The 16,500-nt window shown below is 75.9% G+C and carries 17 protein-coding genes; 15 read left to right on the top strand and 2 right to left on the bottom strand.

Features of this window, described 5'->3' with window-relative positions; genetic code table 11:
- Window positions 1-136: 136 nt before the first annotated feature.
- The 7 genes from rpe (at window position 137) to hisG (ending at window position 5,656) form a co-directional block, all read left to right on the top strand.
- Window positions 137-811, top strand: a complete 675-nt coding sequence (gene rpe / locus DQ238_RS19820) for a ribulose-phosphate 3-epimerase (RefSeq protein ID WP_113782957.1) — start codon at window positions 137-139, stop codon at window positions 809-811.
- Window positions 808-1,938: a bifunctional diaminohydroxyphosphoribosylaminopyrimidine deaminase/5-amino-6-(5-phosphoribosylamino)uracil reductase RibD gene (gene ribD / locus DQ238_RS19815; protein ID WP_233496126.1), complete on the top strand. Its 1,131-nt coding sequence runs from the start codon at window positions 808-810 to the stop codon at window positions 1,936-1,938. Before rpe ends, ribD begins: the two co-directional genes overlap by 4 nt.
- A gap of 2 nt (window positions 1,939-1,940) precedes the next feature.
- Entirely contained in the window at window positions 1,941-2,567 is a 627-nt protein-coding gene (locus DQ238_RS19810) for a riboflavin synthase (RefSeq protein WP_113782956.1), read from the top strand.
- Window positions 2,564-3,865, top strand: coding sequence for a bifunctional 3,4-dihydroxy-2-butanone-4-phosphate synthase/GTP cyclohydrolase II (locus DQ238_RS19805; RefSeq protein WP_113782955.1), 1,302 nt, complete (start codon window positions 2,564-2,566; stop codon window positions 3,863-3,865). Before DQ238_RS19810 ends, DQ238_RS19805 begins: the two co-directional genes overlap by 4 nt.
- 58 nt (window positions 3,866-3,923) lie before the next feature.
- On the top strand, window positions 3,924-4,448 hold the full coding sequence (gene ribH, locus DQ238_RS19800; protein WP_113782954.1) for a 6,7-dimethyl-8-ribityllumazine synthase: 525 nt from the start codon (window positions 3,924-3,926) through the stop codon (window positions 4,446-4,448).
- Window positions 4,445-4,708, top strand: coding sequence for a phosphoribosyl-ATP diphosphatase (locus tag DQ238_RS19795; protein ID WP_113782953.1), 264 nt, complete (start codon window positions 4,445-4,447; stop codon window positions 4,706-4,708). Before ribH ends, DQ238_RS19795 begins: the two co-directional genes overlap by 4 nt.
- An 81-nt stretch (window positions 4,709-4,789) precedes the next feature.
- Window positions 4,790-5,656, top strand: coding sequence for an ATP phosphoribosyltransferase (gene hisG, locus DQ238_RS19790; protein ID WP_113782952.1), 867 nt, complete (start codon window positions 4,790-4,792; stop codon window positions 5,654-5,656).
- A 149-nt stretch (window positions 5,657-5,805) separates the two neighbouring features.
- Here the strand turns inward: hisG and DQ238_RS19785 are convergent, their stop codons facing one another.
- Entirely contained in the window at window positions 5,806-6,852 is a 1,047-nt protein-coding gene (locus tag DQ238_RS19785) for a DUF2877 domain-containing protein (protein ID WP_233496125.1), read from the bottom strand.
- A 328-nt stretch (window positions 6,853-7,180) separates the two neighbouring features.
- Here DQ238_RS19785 and DQ238_RS19780 point away from each other — a divergent pair, with 328 nt between their 5' ends.
- From DQ238_RS19780 to DQ238_RS19765, 5 genes are all read left to right on the top strand, one after another.
- The gene (locus tag DQ238_RS19780) at window positions 7,181-9,034 is read left to right on the top strand and encodes a PucR family transcriptional regulator (RefSeq protein ID WP_233496124.1); all 1,854 of its coding nucleotides are present in this window, start codon (window positions 7,181-7,183) and stop codon (window positions 9,032-9,034) included.
- Window positions 9,035-9,357: 323 nt separating this feature from the next.
- Window positions 9,358-9,483: a hypothetical protein gene (locus DQ238_RS24170; RefSeq protein WP_255418077.1), complete on the top strand. Its 126-nt coding sequence runs from the start codon at window positions 9,358-9,360 to the stop codon at window positions 9,481-9,483.
- A 48-nt stretch (window positions 9,484-9,531) separates the two neighbouring features.
- Entirely contained in the window at window positions 9,532-10,290 is a 759-nt protein-coding gene (locus tag DQ238_RS19775) for a DUF5995 family protein (RefSeq protein ID WP_113782969.1), read from the top strand.
- Between the two features lie 213 nt (window positions 10,291-10,503).
- Window positions 10,504-10,692, top strand: coding sequence for a hypothetical protein (locus tag DQ238_RS19770; RefSeq protein ID WP_113782951.1), 189 nt, complete (start codon window positions 10,504-10,506; stop codon window positions 10,690-10,692).
- Between the two features lie 85 nt (window positions 10,693-10,777).
- Window positions 10,778-11,536, top strand: coding sequence for an SDR family NAD(P)-dependent oxidoreductase (locus DQ238_RS19765; protein ID WP_113782950.1), 759 nt, complete (start codon window positions 10,778-10,780; stop codon window positions 11,534-11,536).
- Between the two features lie 86 nt (window positions 11,537-11,622).
- Here the strand turns inward: DQ238_RS19765 and DQ238_RS19760 are convergent, their stop codons facing one another.
- Window positions 11,623-13,332, bottom strand: a complete 1,710-nt coding sequence (locus DQ238_RS19760) for a UDP-N-acetylglucosamine 1-carboxyvinyltransferase (RefSeq protein ID WP_233496123.1) — start codon at window positions 13,330-13,332, stop codon at window positions 11,623-11,625.
- A gap of 95 nt (window positions 13,333-13,427) precedes the next feature.
- Here DQ238_RS19760 and DQ238_RS19755 point away from each other — a divergent pair, with 95 nt between their 5' ends.
- The 3 genes from DQ238_RS19755 to DQ238_RS19745 all read left to right on the top strand — a co-directional run bounded on the left by DQ238_RS19755 (window position 13,428) and on the right by DQ238_RS19745 (window position 16,455).
- Entirely contained in the window at window positions 13,428-14,174 is a 747-nt protein-coding gene (locus DQ238_RS19755) for an SDR family oxidoreductase (protein ID WP_113782949.1), read from the top strand.
- Window positions 14,175-14,320: 146 nt separating this feature from the next.
- Window positions 14,321-15,241, top strand: a complete 921-nt coding sequence (locus tag DQ238_RS19750; RefSeq protein WP_113782948.1) for a DMT family transporter — start codon at window positions 14,321-14,323, stop codon at window positions 15,239-15,241.
- Complete coding sequence (locus DQ238_RS19745) at window positions 15,238-16,455, top strand: amidohydrolase family protein (protein ID WP_233496122.1); 1,218 nt, start codon at window positions 15,238-15,240, stop codon at window positions 16,453-16,455. Before DQ238_RS19750 ends, DQ238_RS19745 begins: the two co-directional genes overlap by 4 nt.
- The last annotated feature ends 45 nt before the right edge of the window (window positions 16,456-16,500 follow it).

Genomic DNA, 16,500 nt, shown 5'->3' with positions numbered 1-16,500 from the left:
GACCAATCCTGCAGGTCTGTGCACGACACAGCATCATTGTCTCGGCAGCACCGCATCCTGAACAGCAGCACGCCGGAGCACGATCACCGCGTTGCCACGCCAAGGCTGTAGCCCTGTAGTACTAGACTCGGCAGACGTGCACCGCGGCCCGCTCATCGCCCCCAGTCTGCTGTCGGCCGACTTCGCCCGGCTGGCCGAGGAGGCGCACCGGGTCGCCGGCGCCGACTGGCTGCACTTCGACGTCATGGACGCGCACTTCGTGCCGAACCTGACCTTCGGCCTGCCGGTCATGCAGGCCCTGCAGGAGGTCACCCCGGTGCCGTTGGACTGCCACCTGATGATCGAGGAGCCCGAGCGGTGGGCGCCGGGCTACGCCGAGGCCGGAGCCCGCAACGTCACCGTGCACGCCGAGGCCTGCACCGGCGACCCGAGGGCCGTCGCCCGCGACCTGCGGGCCGCCGGCGCCCTGGCCGGGCTGGCCCTCAAACCCGAGACGTCGCTGGACCACTACCTCGACGTCCTCCAGGAGTTCGACACGCTGTTGATCATGACCGTCGAGCCGGGTTTCGGCGGCCAGGACTTCATCGCCGAGGCGCTGCCCAAGGTGCGCCGGGCCCGCGAGCTGGTCGACAGCGGGCACCTCACCCTGTTCATCGAGGTCGACGGCGGGATCAACGCCGACACCATCGAGCAGGCCGCCGAGGCCGGGGCCGACGTGTTCGTGGCCGGCTCGGCGGTCTACGGCGCCGACGACCCGACCCGCGCCATCGCCGCCCTGCGCGCGCAGGCCGGCGCGGCGATGCGGGGGTGAGCGTCGACCCGGCCGAGTCCGCCGCCGTGACCCGGGCGCGTGGGTCCGGCGCCGTGACCCGGGCGCGCGAGTCCAGCGCCATGGCCCGGGCGCGCGAGCTCGGCCTCGCGGTGCTCGGCACGACCAGCCCCAACCCGCCGGTGGGCGCGGTGGTCCTGGCCGCCGACGGGACGCCGGTGGGCGAGGGCGCCACCGCGCCGCCCGGCGGCCCGCACGCCGAGGTCCGCGCGCTGGCCCAGGCCGGCGAGCGGGCCCGCGGCGGCACCGTCGTCGTCACGCTCGAGCCGTGCGCGCACACCGGCCGCACCGGCCCGTGCGCCGACGCGCTGCTGGCCGCCGGCGTCGCGCGGGTCGTCGTCGCCGTCCCGGAGCCCACCGAGCTGGCCGGCGGCGGCGCCGCGCGGCTGCGCGCGGCCGGGGTCGACGTCGAGCTCGGCGTCGAGCGGGCCGAGGCCGAGGACGGCGCGCTGGCCGCGTGGCTCACCGGCGTGCGCGAGCACCGCCCGCACGTGGTGTGGAAGGTCGCCGCCACCCTCGACGGCCGGGTCGCCGCCGCCGACGGCAGCAGTCGCTGGGTCACCGGCCCCGAGGCCCGCGCCGCCGTCCACCGGTTGCGCGCCACCTGCGACGCCGTCCTCGTCGGGTCGGGCACCGCGCTGGCCGACGACCCGCAGCTCACCGTGCGCGACGCCGACGGCCGGGCCGCCGAGCGGCAGCCACTGCGCGTCGTCCTCGACCGCCGCGGTCGGCTGCCGGGCACCGCCCGGGCGCTCGACGGCGCCGCGCCCGGCCTGGTCAGCGCCGCGGCCACCCCGCGGCAGCTGCTGGTCGAGCTGTTCGACCGCGACGTGCGCCGGCTGCTGCTGGAGGGCGGGCCCACGCTGGCCGCCGCGTTCCTGCGCGACGACCTGGTCGACGAGGCGGTGGTGCACCTCGCGCCGAAGCTGCTCGGCGCCGGGGCGTCGCTCGTCGGCGACCTGGGAATCGGCTCGATCGGGGACGCGCTGACCTTCTCGGTCGCCGACGTCACCCGCCTGGGCGGGGACGTGGGGATCCGGCTGCGGCCGAACCGGCACACTGGGGACGGTCGCCCCACGCAGGACCACGGCGCGACCGGAGGGAGCTGAGCGTGTTCACCGGCATCGTCGAGGAGATCGGCACCCTGCTCGTCCGCGAGGGGCTCGGGGAGGCGGGTGGGGAGGCGAGCGCCGCCCGGCTGCGGATCCGGGCACGGAAGACGCTCGAGGACGTGGCGCCGGGCGACTCGATCGCCGTCAACGGCGTCTGCCTCACCGTCACCGGCGTGGACGACGGGGTCTGGAGCAGCGACGTGATGGCCGAGACCCTCCGCCGCAGCAGCCTCGGCGCCCTCGCCGACGGCGACCCGGTCAACCTCGAGCGCGCCGTTCCCCCGCACGGGCGGCTGGGCGGCCACCTCGTGCAGGGCCACGTCGACGGCCTGGGCACCGTGCGCTCGCGCACCCCCGGCGAGCACTGGGAGGTGCTGCGGATCGCGCTGCCCCGCGAGCTGGCGCGCTACGTGGTCGAGAAGGGCTCGGTCGCGGTGGACGGCGTCTCGCTGACCGTGAGCGCGGTCAGCCGGGTCGACGACCCCGAGCCGTGGTTCGAGGTCAGCCTCATCCCCACCACCCTGCGGGAGACCACGCTGGGCGCATCAGCTCCGGGCAGCCCGGTCAACCTGGAGGTCGACGTGGTCGCCAAGTACGTGGAACGCCTGGTGGGAGCACGCTCGTGACCATCCGCCTGGACACGGTCGAGGACGCCATCGCCGCCATCAAGGACGGCCGCCCGGTCGTCGTGATGGACGACGAGGACCGCGAGAACGAGGGCGACCTCATCTTCGCCTCCGAGCTGGCCACGCCCGAGCTGGTGGCCTTCATGGTCCGCTACACCTCGGGCTACATCTGCGTGGCCGTCACCGAGGCCGACGCCGACCGGCTGGACCTGCCGCCGATGTTCCGGGTCAACCAGGACCGCCGAGGGACGGCGTACACCGTCACCGTCGACGCCCGGGAGGGCGTGACCACCGGCATCTCCGCCGCCGACCGGGCGCACACCATCCGGCTGCTCGCCGACGCCGCCACCACCTCGGCCGACCTGGTGCGCCCGGGCCACATCGTGCCGCTGCGGGCCAGGGACGGCGGGGTGCTGCGCCGGCCCGGCCACACCGAGGCCGCCGTCGACCTAGCCGTGCTGGCCGGGCTGCGCCCCTCGGGCACCCTGTGCGAGGTCGTGAGCGAGAAGGACCCGATCGGCATGGCCCGCGGCGACGAGCTGCGGGTGTTCGCCGACGACCACGACCTGTGCCTGATCTCCATCGCCGACCTCATCGCCTACCGCAAGCGCTTCGACAAGCTGGTCGAGCGGGTCGCCGAGGCCACCGTGCCCCTGGCGCCCGGTACCTTCACCGCCGTCGGCTACCGCAGCTCCTACGACGAGCGCGAGCACGTCGCGTTCGTCTACGGCGAGATCGGCGACGGCGAGGACGTACTGGTCCGCGTCCACTCCGAGTGCCTCACCGGGGACGTCTTCGGGTCCCTGCGCTGCGACTGCGGCCCCCAGCTGCAGGCGGCCCTGGCCGCGGTCGCGCAGGAGGGCCGCGGCGTCGTCCTCTACATCCGCGGGCACGAGGGCCGCGGCATCGGCCTGCTGCACAAGCTGCAGGCCTACCAGCTGCAGGACGCCGGCATCGACACCGTCGACGCCAACCTCGACCTCGGCCTGCCCGCCGACGCCCGCGACTACGGCACCGGCGCGCAGATCCTCGTCGACCTCGGCGTGCACACCATGCGGCTGCTCACCAACAACCCGGCCAAGCGCGCCGGGCTGGAGGGCTACGGCCTCAAGGTCACCGGCCGGGTGCCGCTGCCCAGCCACGTGACCGCCGAGAACCTGGCCTACCTGCGCACCAAGCGCGACCGGATGGGCCACCTGCTCGACATCATCGAGCCCGAGACCGAGTCCGGTCCCGCCGACGCCGCGACCGTGCCGGGGACCGACGTCCCGCTGCGGCGGACCGAGCAGCAGCTGTGACCGAGCCCACGGGCCCACCCACGAGCCGAGCAGTCCGCAGCGCCGACGAGGAGACCGCATGAGCGGCGGGGGAGCGCCCGAGACCCAGCCGGTGGACGCCGCCGGGCTGACCCTCGGCGTCGTGGCCACCACCTGGCACGCCGACATCACCGACGCGCTGCTCGAGCGCGCCGTCGCCGCGGCCCGCGCCAGCGCCGTCCCCGAGCCGACCGTGGTCCGGGTCCCGGGGGCGGTGGAGCTGCCGGTCGTGGCCCAGGCGCTCACCGAGCGGCACGACGCCGTCGTCGCGCTCGGCGTGGTCATCCGCGGCGGGACGCCGCACTTCGAGTACGTCTGCGACGCGGTGACCGCCGGGTTGACCCGGGTCGCCCTCGACGCGGGCACGCCGGTGGCCAACGGCGTCCTCACCTGCGACACCGAGCAGCAGGCACGCGACCGCGCCGGCCTGCCCGGCTCCGCGGAGGACAAGGGCTGGGAGGCGACGATCGCCGCCCTGGCCACCGCCCTGACCCTGCGCGGCCTGCGCGGCCCCTCCCGGCCGACCGGTACCGTCATCCCGGCCGCGGACAGGAGCCGTGCGTGAAGACCTTCGACGCGCTGTTCGCCGAGCTGTCGGCCAAGGTCGCCACCGGCGACCCGACCTCCGGCACGGTCACGGCGGTCCGCGACGGCGTGCACGCCGCGGGCAAGAAGGTCGTCGAGGAGGCCGCCGAGTCCTGGATGGCCGCCGAGCACGAGGGCGAGGAGCGGACGGCGGAGGAGATCAGCCAGCTCCTCTACCGGGTGCAGGTCCTCATGCTGGCCCGCGGGCTGACCCTCGACGACGTCTACGCCCACCTGTAGGAGAGAAGGACCCTCCTGCCCCCACCGCTCGCGGTGGGACCCTGCAGGAGGGCCGCCCGTACACCCGAAGGAGACCGACCAGTGCTGCGCATCGCCGTGCCGAACAAGGGCGTCCTGAGCGAGCCCGCGGCCGAGATGCTCGCCGAGAGCGGCTACCGGCAGCGGCGCAGCACCAAGGACCTCGCCGTCTACGACCCCGACAGCGACACCGAGTTCTTCTACCTGCGCCCGCGCGACATCGCCGTCTACGTCGCCGCCGGCACCCTGGACGTCGGCATCACCGGGCGGGACATGCTGCTGGAGACCGCCCCGGCCGACGGCGAGGGCGTCGCCGCGGTGGAGGTCATGCCGCTGGGCTTCGGCCGCTCGTCGATCCGCTTCGCCACCCCGGTGGAGTCGGGCATCGAGGCCGTCGAACAGCTGGCCGGCACGCGGATCGCCACCGCCTACCCGGTGCTGCTGCAGCGCCACCTCGACGAGAGGGACATCCCGGCCGCGGTCGTCAAGCTCGACGGCGCGGTGGAGACCGCCTGCCGGCTCGGGGTGGCCGACGCCGTCTGCGACGTGGTGGAGACCGGGACGACGCTGCGCGCCGCGGGCCTGCGCACCATCGGCGAGCCGGTGCTCACCAGCGAGGCCGTCCTGGTCCGGCGGGCCGGGGCCGAGGAGATCCCGGCGGTGGCCCAGCTGCGTCGCCGGCTGCGCGGGGTGCTCGTCGCCCGGCAGTACGTGATGCTCGACTACGACTGCCCGAACGACCTGCTGGAGAAGGCCACCGCGCTCACCCCCGGACTGGAGGGCCCGACGGTCAGCCCGCTGCAGACCGAGGGGTGGTCGGCGGTGCGCGCCATGGTCGCGCAGACCGACACCAACCGGGTGATGGACGAGCTGTGGGAGCTCGGCGCCCGCGCCATCCTGGTCACCAGCATCCACGCCTGCAGGATCTGAGGTCGAGGCGGCTCGTCGAGCGTTGACCATCGGCAGATGGCCGTCCGTGCCGGCGTGCCGGGCAGCCACCCGCCGATGATCACGCGCCGTCGGGTGGCCCCGTCCAGAGGCTTGGGGCGAGCCTCGGGACGGGGCCGGGACGGGGTCCTTCAGCGGTTGCGGGTGGTCCGGTCGACGAGGTCGATCGCGGTGCACAGCCCCAGCGCCAGGGCGCGGCCGCTGGTGCAGCCGGTGGCCAACAGGCCGCCGATCGCCGGCCCCAGCGGCCGCTCGCCGACCAGGCCGTGCAGGACGGCGGCGTACTCGCCGCTGACCCGCCCGGCGGCGGCGTGCCGCAGCAGCGCCCGCGACAGCTCGGTGGTGCGCCCGGCGGCGAGGGCGTACACGCCGGCGGCGAACCGCTCGGCGGCCGGGTGGCCCAGCAGCACCAGGCCGGCCATGGTGCCGGCCATCACGTCGTCCCCGGCGGGGGTCAGGCCGGGGCCGAGGCCGACGAGCCGGGCCGCGGTGCGCAGCGCGGCGTCGAGGTCGGCCCGGCGGACGGCGCCGCGCAGGGCGGCCAGCGGTCCACCGGGGCCGGCGGGCAGACCGGGGAGCGTGAACGCGCTGTGCGGCACGCCCTCGCCGTAGAGCGCGTTGCGCAGCTGGCGCACGCCCTCGGGCAGCAGCGCCGGGCGGGGGGTGGGCAGCCGGGGGTGGGGGTCCCACCACGCGGCGGCGCTGACGGCGAGGTCACCGACGACGATCCGCCCACCGCCGACCTCGGCCGGGGCGCCGTCGGGCAGGGCCACCAGCGGGCGGCCGTTGCTCCGGCGGAACAGCACACAGCCCAGGGGCAGCCGGGCGGCGTCGCTGGTGAGCACCCCGACGACGTCGCTCCCGCGTTCGTTGGACACGTGCAGGTAGACCGCGGCGGGGATGCTCATGAGCACGCGCGCCGGGCGGACCGGGCCACGCAGCAGGTCGGCGACGCCGGTGCTGGCGGAGGCGGGCACGGCGGTGGCGGCGCGGGCAGGGCGAGCGGTGCGCGCGGCGGCCTGGGCCGACTCGCGCGGCAGGGGGATGGTCGGCACCCCGGCCTCTGCGGCGCGGCTGCCCGGGGAGGTGGGAGCCCCGCGGCGGTCGCCTTCGGGGCCTGCGGTCTCGTCGATGGTGCGCATGGCGGCCTTCTTCACCTCGAGAACAACGGGAGGCACCGTCGGCTCGAGACCCCCCGCCCGACCCGTTCCGCCCGCCGGAAGGAGTCGGCGGTACCCGCGCTCGGGGACCGGCCTACCATCCACCGGGCGGAGTGGAACCGGGTCTCGAACGTAAGCGGCGCGTCGCACGCCCTCGTATGGCGGAAGTCGCCAAGAATGGGGTCGTCGGTCCAGGGACTCCTGACAGGGTGCTGTGGTATAGCCGTGTGCATCAGCGGCTGGGAAGGTGGAAGCCGTGACCCAGGGTGAAGCCTCGCTCACTGTTCAAACGCACCGTAGTGGCACGATTCCGATCCGTCGTCACTTGTCAGCAGCGGAGGCGCCAGTGAGCGAGCGCGTCGAGCGGGCGGGCTGGCAGGAGCGCATGGGGTTGACCCTGGACGAGGCCCTCCAGCTGCCGGTCCTGGCCGGGACCGAGGTGGTCGCCGGTGCGGACGGGCTGGACCGCGCGGTGCGGCACATGGTGGTCGACGACCCCGCCGACCCCCTCGCCGTCGCCGGCCCCGACGTCCTCGTCGTCCTGGGCGCCCGGCTGCCCTCGGCCGACGCGACCAACTGCCGGGCGCTGGTCGAGCGGCTGGACTCGATGGGCACCACGGCGCTGGCGTTCCGCCGCACCGAGGGGCCCGCGCCGGTCCCGGCCGAGGTGCTCGCCGAGGCCGACCGCCGGGCCCTGCCCGTGCTGGCGCTGCCGGCCGCCGTCCGGATGGACGAGGTCGTCTCCGGGGTCCTCGGCGCGGTCGTCGGCAAGCAGGGCGAGGCGCTGGCCCTGTCCTCCCGCATGCACGACCAGTTCATCGACGTCGCGCTCAGCGGCGGCGGGCTGGCGGAGGTGACCGAGCAGCTGGCGGTCTTCCTGCGGGGGGCGGCGGTGCTGGGCCTCGGGCCCGACCGGGAGATCGTCACGACCGCCGGGCCGGCCGAGGACGTCGCCGAGATCAGCGACTGGCTGTGGCTGCTGGACGCCGAGGCCGAGGACGAGCTGGCCCTGATGGCGCCCTCGCGGCGGCTCTCCGGCGTCCGGGCCGACCAGACCGTGGTCACCCCGGCCGACGTCCTGGCCGACGCCGACCTGTCGCCGGCCGACGGCATCCTGCTCGTCCCGGGGCACCACGAGCTGCCCGGTGGGGTGGGGGAGTACGCGGTCGCGCCGATCATGGCCGGGGACCAGCGGCACGGCTGGCTGGTCGCCGTCCACCGGACCGGGCCGATGATGCTCGGCGCCGGTGGCGTGCTCGAGCGCGCCGCCGTCGTCGCCGCGCTGTCGGTGATCCGCCACCAGGCGGTGCACTCGGTCGAGCTGCGCTTCCAGGGCGACCTGGTGCGGCGCCTGGTCGGCGGGTCGCTGCGGCACACCGAGCGGGCGCTGGCGCAGACCCGGTCCTTCGGCTGGCGGCTCGACGGCCCGGTCGTCGTCCTGGTGACCGCGACCGAGACCGCGGCCGACCCGCAGGCCGACCCCGCACGCGCCCTCGACGTCCTCGACCGGCTGGCCGACGGGTGGCGCGCGGCCCTGGAGACCGAGGTCTCCGGCGCGGCGGTGGCCGGGCTGTCCACCGAGATCGTCACCGTGCTGCCGCTGGACGGGCGGACGCCGGAGGAGATCACCTCGCTGGTGTCGGCGGTGACCTCGCGGGTCAACGCGCGGGTGCGTCGCGTCGGCCGGGTGCTCGGCACCGGCATCGGGCGGCCGGCCCAGTCGCTGTCGGGGCTGGGCGAGGTGCACCAGCAGGCCTCCCGGGCGCTGTCGGTGGGCCAGGAGATCCACGGCCTGCAGGCGGTCACCCACTTCGACCAGCTCGGCGTGTTCCGGCTGCTGTCGCTGATCCCGGACAGCACGGAGCTGCGCACCTACGTCGACGAGGTGCTCAGGAGCCTGGCCGACGCCGCCGACCCCGACTCCGCCGACCTGCGCGAGACCCTGCGGGTGCTGCTGGAGACCAACCTCAACGTCGCCGAGTCCGCGCGCCGGCTGCACTTCCACTACAACACGATGCGCTACCGCATCGGCAAGCTGGAGCGGCTGCTCGGGCCCTTCACCACCGACCCGACGCTGCGGCTGAACCTGCTGCTGGCCCTGCACGCCGCCCGGATGCGCGGCCTGGACCAGCCGCACCGGCCCCCGGTGGACGCCGGGGCCGGGCTGCACCCGGACGAGGGGCTGGACGCGCTGGTCTGAGCCCGCACCGGACGCTCAGGCCACCAGCTCGCTGCTGGCCTCCCACAGCGCGCGGGCGCGGTCGGCATCGTGGCTCTCCGGCGAGGACGGCGCCTCCCGCCCGCGCTCGACGTGGCGGCCGGTGCCGCGGGGCGCGGTGACCAGGCCAGCTGGGATGCGGTCCGGGCGGGGGTCTGGGCGAAGGGCAGCCGGGTCACCAGCGGCGACAGGGCGGCGTAGACGGACCGCGCCGGTGCCGGGGAGGAGCGGGCCAGCCCGGTGGCCGGCATGAGGCCGGGGTCGAAGGCGGTGACCGACAGCCCGGCGCGGTCCGGCTGGCCACCGTGGCCGTCGGGTGCTTCGAGGTGGCCCGGCAGCGCTGGCTGGGGTCGGCGGACGCCGACCTGCCGGCCCTGCTGGACGAGGCCTTCGCCCGCCTCCCCGGGCTGCTCGGCTCCGTGGCGAGCTGACGGCGGCTCGGCCCACATCCGGCCCTGCGAGTGGGCAGGATCGCCGACGTGACGAGAGCCGTGGACGCGTTGGTGGCGCGCATGACCCAGCTGCTGGCACCGCTGGAGGCCGACCGCGACCCCGCGCGCTTCTTCCTCGGCACCTACCGGCGGACCACGCAGGCGGTCGGCGCGGCGATCGACGCCGGCCAGTTCGAGGACCCCGCCTGGGTCGCGGCGTGGGACGTCGACTTCGCCGGGCACTACCTCGACGCGCTGACCGCGCACCGGCGGGACCCGGCCGCGCCGCCGCGGCCGTGGCGGCTGGCGTTCGGGGCGCCGCCCGACCTCGCGCCGGAGGTGCACGTGCTGCTCGGGTTGAACGCGCACATCAACTACGACCTGCCGCAGTCGCTGGTGGCGATGGTGCCGCCGGCCGACTTCGACGACCCGCAGGTGCGTGAGCAGCGCCGGCGCGACCACCACCGCATCGACCGGGTGCTCGCCGGCCGGATCGCCGCGGAGGACGCCGAGCTGCACCGGGCGGGGGGACGACGGTCCCCGCTCGACCGGCTGCTGGCGCCGGTCAACCGGATGGCCAGCCTGGTGTTCCTCCGCGAGTCGCGGCGGAAGGTGTGGACCAACACCGCGGAGCTGGACCGGGCGCGGCGCCGCGGCCCGGAGCAGTACGCCCGCCGGCTGGCCGACCTGGAGGCCGCGGCCGCGGCGCGGGTCGACGACCTGCTGCGGCCCGGGCCGGTGCTGCTGCGGCTGGCCGTGCACGGCTTCGGCGTCACGCTGGCTCCCCTGGGGACGTCCATGGGGTGAGGTCCGTCCCGACCGGCCTCGTCACCGACGCCGCGTTCGATCGAGTACTCTGGGTGAGTAGCTGATGCCGCGGTGTTGCCAGAGGCGCCCCGGTGAACGCCGGACCTGCCCCGAGCGGGCGCGTCGGAGCACCTCGGCCCGCAGCCGTGGCCCGCGCGGGGCCCGGGCCGGTGCCCGCACCGTGACCGGACGACGTCGACGAGAGGACCCTCCGTGCTGCTGCTCCCCGTGCTCCTCGCGATCGGGCTCAGCCTGGTCGGTGTGGCGGTCAGCGCCGCGACGGCCCACGTGCTGCTCCGGGACCCGCGCGTCGACGCGGCGACGGCCGGCGCGCCGACCGCCCGCCGCCGCAGGTGGGTCGACCCGAACGAGGCCGCCCGGGCCGCCGGCAGCTGGGGGTGAGTCCCCCGGCGTGCCGGTGCGGGCGGCGTCGGCGAGGCTGAGGGGACGGGGCCGCACCCGCCGGCCGGCCGAGGAGGGGAACGCAGTGACCGAGGTCGCCCGCCCGCTGTCGGGCAAGGTCGCGCTGGTCACCGGCGCGTCGTCGGGGATCGGGGCGGCCACCGCCGCCGCCCTGGCCGAGGCCGGCGCCGCCGTCGCGGTCGGCGCCCGCCGCCGCGACCGGCTCGACGCCCTGGCGGCGCGGCTGCGGGATGCCGGCGCGCGGGTGCTCCCCCTCGACCTCGACGTCTCCGACGAGGCGGCCTGCCGCGACGCCGTCCGCCGGACCCGCGAGGGCCTCGGCGGCCTCGACGTCCTGGTCAACAACGCCGGCGTGATGCTGCTCGGCACCATCGTCGGCGCCGACCCCGAGGACTGGCGGCGGATGCTGTCCACCAACGTGCTCGGGCTGATGTACATGACCTCCGCGGCGATCGACGGGATGGTCGAGCAGGGCTCCGGCGACGTCGTGAACGTCTCCAGCACCGCCGGCCGCGTCGCCCGCCGGGGCTCCGGCGTCTACAACGCCAGCAAGTGGGCGGTCAACGCCTTCAGCGAGTCGCTGCGCCAGGAGGTGACGACGCGCGGCGTGCGGATCTCGCTGGTCGAGCCCGGCGCGGTCGACACCGAGCTGCGCAGCCACATCACGCAGCCCGAGGCCCGGGAGGACTCGCAGCGCTATGCCGAGGGAATCCGCCAGCTGCGGGCCGAGGACGTCGCCCGGGCGATCGTCTACGTGGTGACCCAGCCGCCGCACGTGGCGGTCAACGAGGTGCTGGTGCGCCCCACCGACCAGGAGCGCTGAGCGGCTGCCCGCAACCAGGTGTGGGAAGCGATACGTGTGTTCTCGGCGCGCAGACGCCGGTATCGCTTCCCGTGCCCGAGTCCTCCTCAGTCGCGGAAGACCTCGATGCAGGCGCCCATCTCCACCAGCCGTTCGTAGAGCTGCTCGTAGCCGCGGGCGATGATGTCGACGTTGCGCAGCACCGACGTCCCCTTGGCCGCGAGCATCGCCAGCAGGATGCACACCGCCGGGCGCAGCGCCGGCGGGCAGACCACCTCCGCGCTCGACCAGTGGGTCGGGCCGGTCACCAGTACCCGGTGCGGGTCGAGCAGCCGGACGTCGGCGCCGAGCCGGGTGAGGTCGGAGAGGTGGATCGCCCGGTTGTCGTAGACCCAGTCGTGGATCAGCGTGGACCCGGTGGCCGCCGCGGCGATGACGGCGAAGAACGGCAGGTTGTCGATGTTGAGCCCCGGGAACGGCATCGGGTGGATCTTGTCGATCGGGGCCCGCAGCTGCGACGGGGAGATGGTGACGTCGGCCAGCCGGGTGTGCCCGTTGTCGGCGAGGTACTCCGGGGAGAGGGCGTAGCGCAGGCCCATCTCGGCGAGGACGGCCAGCTCGACCTCGAGGAACTCGACCGGCGCCCGGCACACGGTCAGCTCCGAGCCGGTCACGATGCCGGCGGTGAGCAGGCTCATCGCCTCGACCGGGTCCTCGCTGATCGTGTAGTCGACGTCGGCGTCGAGCACCGGCCGCCCGCGGACGACGAGGGTGGTGGTGCCCAGGCCGTCGATGCCGACGCCGAGCAGCTGCAGGTACAGGCAGAGGTCCTGGACCATGTAGTTGGAGCTGGCGTTGCGGATGGTCGTCGTCCCGTCGGTGCGGGCCGCGGCCAGCAGTGCGTTCTCGGTGACCGTGTCGCCCCGCTCGGTCAGCACGATGGTGCGGTCGGCCGTCCCCGCCGGGGTGATCACGGCGGAGTACCGCCCGGCGCGCGCCTCCACCTCCAGGCCGAAGGGGCGCAGCGCGATCATGTGCGGCTCCACCGTGCGGGTGCCCAGGTCGCAGCCGCCGGCGTAGGGGAGGTCGAAGTGCGGGGCCCGGTGCAGCAGCGGGCCGAGGAACATGATGATGCTGCGGGTGCGGCGGGCGGCGTCGGCGTCGATGCCGGCCAGGTCCAGCTCGTCGGGGACGACGAGGGTGAGGTCGCGGCCGGTGGCGTCCCAGGTCGCGCTCACACCGATGGAGCGCAGCACGTCGAGGATGCGGTCGACCTCGACGATGCGGGCCACGTTGCGCAGCGTCGTCCGGCCGCGGTTGAGCAGCGCGGCGCACAGCAGGGCCACGGCGGCGTTCTTCGACGACTTGACCACCACGCTGCCGCGCAGCGGCGTGCCGCCGGTGACCCGCAGGTGTGTCGGCCCGGCCGAGCCGACGCTGAACAGCTCGTGCTCGAGCGCCTCGGACAGCCGGCCGAGCAGGTCCAGGGTGAGGTTCTGGCCGCCCTGCTCGATGCGGGCGATGGCGCTCTGGCTGGTACCCAGGCGTTCGGCGAGCTGGGCCTGGGTGAGGCCGTGGTGGCGTCGGGCGTCGCGGACGAGCAGTCCGATGCGGTGCATGGCGCTGGACTCGTGCGCGTGGGGAGTGGCGCTGGACTCGTGCGCGTGGGGAGTGGCGCTGGACTCGTGCGCGTGGGGAGTGGCGCTGGACTCGTGCGCGTGGGGAGTGGCGCTGGACTCGTGCGCGTGGGGAGTGGCGCTCGCCTGGTGCGCCCAGCTGTCGGCGGTGTCGGTCGGGGTCGGGTCGGTGGCCGTCACGGGGAGTCACGGTATCTCGCACGTGAGATGTCGCGGCCGGTCGGCGCGCCGGGGCGTGGTGCGGACGGCGGGCCGGTCCGACCAGACTGCCGGACATGGACGTTCTCGTGACCGGAGGGACGGGGCGGCTGGGCCGGCGGGTGGTCGAGCGGCTGCAGGCGGACGGCCACCGGGTGCGGCAGGTGTCGCGGCGCGGCACCGGCCCGGGCGGGGTGCGGGCTGACCTGGCCACCGGCCGCGACCTGCGCATGGCGTCGGCCGGCGCGGAGGTCGTCGTGCACGCGGCCAGCGCCGGGCGCGGCGACTACTGGCAGGTCGACGTCGCCGGCACCCGCCGGCTGGTGCAGGCGGTCGACCGGGAGCGGTTGCGGCACCTGGTGTACGTCTCGATCGTCGGCGTGGACCGCATCCCCTACGGCTACTACCACGCCAAGTTCGCCGCGGAGCAGGTGCTGCTGGCCTCGGGGCTGCCGGTGACCCTGCTGCGGATCACCCAGTTCCACGACCTCGTCGACGAGCTGCTGGCCACCGCTCGCCGGGGGCCGGTGCTGCCGGTGCCGATGGGCTGGCGGGCCCGGCCGGTCGACGTGGGGGAGGCCGCGGCGTACACCGCCGGGGTCGCCGTCGGCGCGCCCACGGGGGACGTCGTCGAGTTCGGCGGCCCCGAGGAGCTCACCGCCGCGGAGCTGGCCCGCGCGTGGGCCGCCGCCCGCGAGCCGGGAACCCACGTGGTCGCCACCCCGCTGCCCGGGCGGCTGTCGGCGGCCTTCCGGGACGGCGCCGCGCTGCCGACCGGGGGTGCGCGAGGCCGGCGCACCTACGGCGAGCACCTGTCCGGCTGAGCGAGGACCCCCCGTCCTCGCACGCTCGGCGCGGGGCCCTGCAGGGTGGCCGCCGTCCTCTCACCCCTCGCGGGCTCGGGGCGGGGCCGCTGCGACGTCCGGAGACCGCCGGTGCGCCGTCGGTGGGAGGACCTAGGGTCCGCAGCGTGCGCACCCGATCCGCCGTCCCCGTGCTCGCCGCCGTCGGAGTCACCGTGCTGGCCTGGGCCTCGGCGTTCGTCGGCATCCGCGCGGTGAGCGAGGAGCTCTCGCCGGGCGCGCTGGCGTTGGGCCGGCTGGCCGTGGGCACGGTGGTGCTGGCCGTCCTGTGGGTGGCCGCCGGCCGCGGGTGGGTGCCGCCGACCCGCCGGGAGTGGGGCCTGCTCGCGGTGTGCGGCGTCGGCTGGTTCGGCGTGTACAACCTGGCCCTCAACGCCGCCGAGCGCCACCTCGACGCCGGGACGACGGCGATGCTGGTCAACACCGGGCCGATCCTCATCGCGCTGTTCGCCGGCCTGTGGCTGGGTGAGGGGTTCCCGCGGTGGCTGGTCGCCGGCATCGCGGTCGCCTTCGCCGGCGTGCTGCTGATCGGGGTGGCCGGCCGCGGCGCGGACGCCGACGTGCTGGGTGTCGTGTTCTGCGTCGTCGCCGCGGTCGCCTACGCCGCCGGGGTCGTGGCGCAGAAGCCGGTGCTGCGCCGGCTGCCGCCGCTGCAGGTCACGGCCACCGCCTGCGCCGTCGGGACGCTGTGCTGCCTGCCCTGGGCCGGCGTGCTGGCCGGCGAGCTGGGGCAGGCGTCGGCGGGCTCGATCGCCGCCACGGTGTACCTCGGCGCGGTGCCGACGGCGCTGGCGTTCAGCACGTGGGCGTACGCGCTGGCCCGCACCGACGCCGGGCGGCTCGGGGTCGCCACCTACCTGGTGCCGCCGCTGGTCGTCCTGCTCGGCTGGCTGCTGCTCGACGAGGTGCCGCCCGCCCTGGCCGTCGTCGGCGGGGCGGTCTGCCTGGCCGGGGTGGCGCTGTCCCGCCGGCGCGGCCGGGCCCGTCGCCCGGCGCCGGTGCCGCAGGAAGCGGGTGCGACGACGTGACCGGGCCGGCCGCCGACCTCGTGGTCACGGGAGCCCGCCTGCGCGACGGGCGGGTCGTGGACGTGCACTGCGCGGGCGGCCGGGTGCGCGCGCTGCCGCCCGCGGGGGAGGTCGCCGTGCCGCCGGGCGCGACCGTGCTGGCCGCCGACGGCGGACTGGTCACCGAGCCGTTCGTCGACGCGCACCTGCACCTGGACAAGGTCCGCACCCTGCCGCTGGTCGGGGACGCCGCCCTGCTGGCCTACACCGCCGACGGCATGGCCGCCTCGGCTGCCGGCATCGACCTGGCCCGGGAGGTCAAGCGGCACTACACGGTCGAGCGGCTGCTGCCCCCGGTGCGTCAGGCGCTGGCCGACGGGCTCACCCACGGCGTCCTGCACGTGCAGGCCTTCGCCGACGTCGACACCGCGGCCGGGCTGATCGGGGTGCAGGCGGTGCTCGCCGCTCGGGAGGAGTTCCGCGGCCGTGTCGACGTGTCGGTGGTCGCCTTCCCGCAGGACGGCGTGCTGCGCGACCCCGGCGCGGCGGACCTGGTCGAGGAGGCGCTCGCGGCGGGGGCCGACGTCGTCGGCGGAATCCCGTGGATCGAGGAGTCGCACGCCGACCAGGCCGCGCACGTGGAGTGGGCCTGTGCACTGGCCGCCCGGCAGGGACGGCGGGTGGCGATGCTGACCGACGACGCCCCGGACCCCCGTCACCGGACGACGCAGCTGCTCGCCGAGGCGATGCTGCGCTCCGGGCTGACCGGCCGCGGCGTCGCCTGCCACGCCCGCGCCCTCGGGCACTACGACGACGACCGGCTGGACGCGGTGCTCGCCCTGGCCGCGCGGGCGCGGCTGGGGCTGGTGAGCGACCCGCACACCGGGTCGGTGGCGCTGCCCGTCGAGCGGGCGGTCGCCGCCGGGTGTGCGGTGGCGCTGGGCCAGGACGACATCGAGGACGCGTACTACCCCTTCGGCCGGCACAACCTGCTCGAGGTGGCCTTCCTCGCCGCCCACCTGCTCGACCTGCGGTCCCGGCCGCAGCAGGAGCTGCTCGTCGACCTGGTCACCACCTCGGCGGCCCGCGTGCTGGGGCTTCCCGGGTACGGCCTGCGGGTGGGGGGCCCGGCCGACCTGCTGGTGCACGAGGCCGCCCGGACGGTGGACCTGCTCGCCCGCCACGCGCCGCCGCGCGCCGTCGTCCGGGCCGGCCGGGTGCTGGCGGGCGGCTGAGCGGTGGGCGGCTGAGCGGCGCCCTGCCCGGGGCGCGCAGCCCGG

It is taken from the genome of Geodermatophilus sp. TF02-6 (genome assembly GCF_003319115.1).
In the GTDB taxonomy this organism is placed as follows: domain Bacteria; phylum Actinomycetota; class Actinomycetes; order Mycobacteriales; family Geodermatophilaceae; genus Geodermatophilus.
Note: the sequence above shows the minus strand (reverse complement) of the source record. Positions and strands in the feature narration are given on the sequence as shown.

Bases quoted from the DNA above. Each gene is read 5' to 3' on its own strand.
- ribH (WP_113782954.1), top strand. From the start codon at position 3,924: ATGAGCGGCGGGGGAGCGCCCGAGACCCAGCCGGTGGACGCCGCCGGG.
- DQ238_RS19755 (WP_113782949.1), top strand. From the start codon at position 13,428: ATGGACGTTCTCGTGACCGGAGGGACGGGGCGGCTGGGCCGGCGGGTG.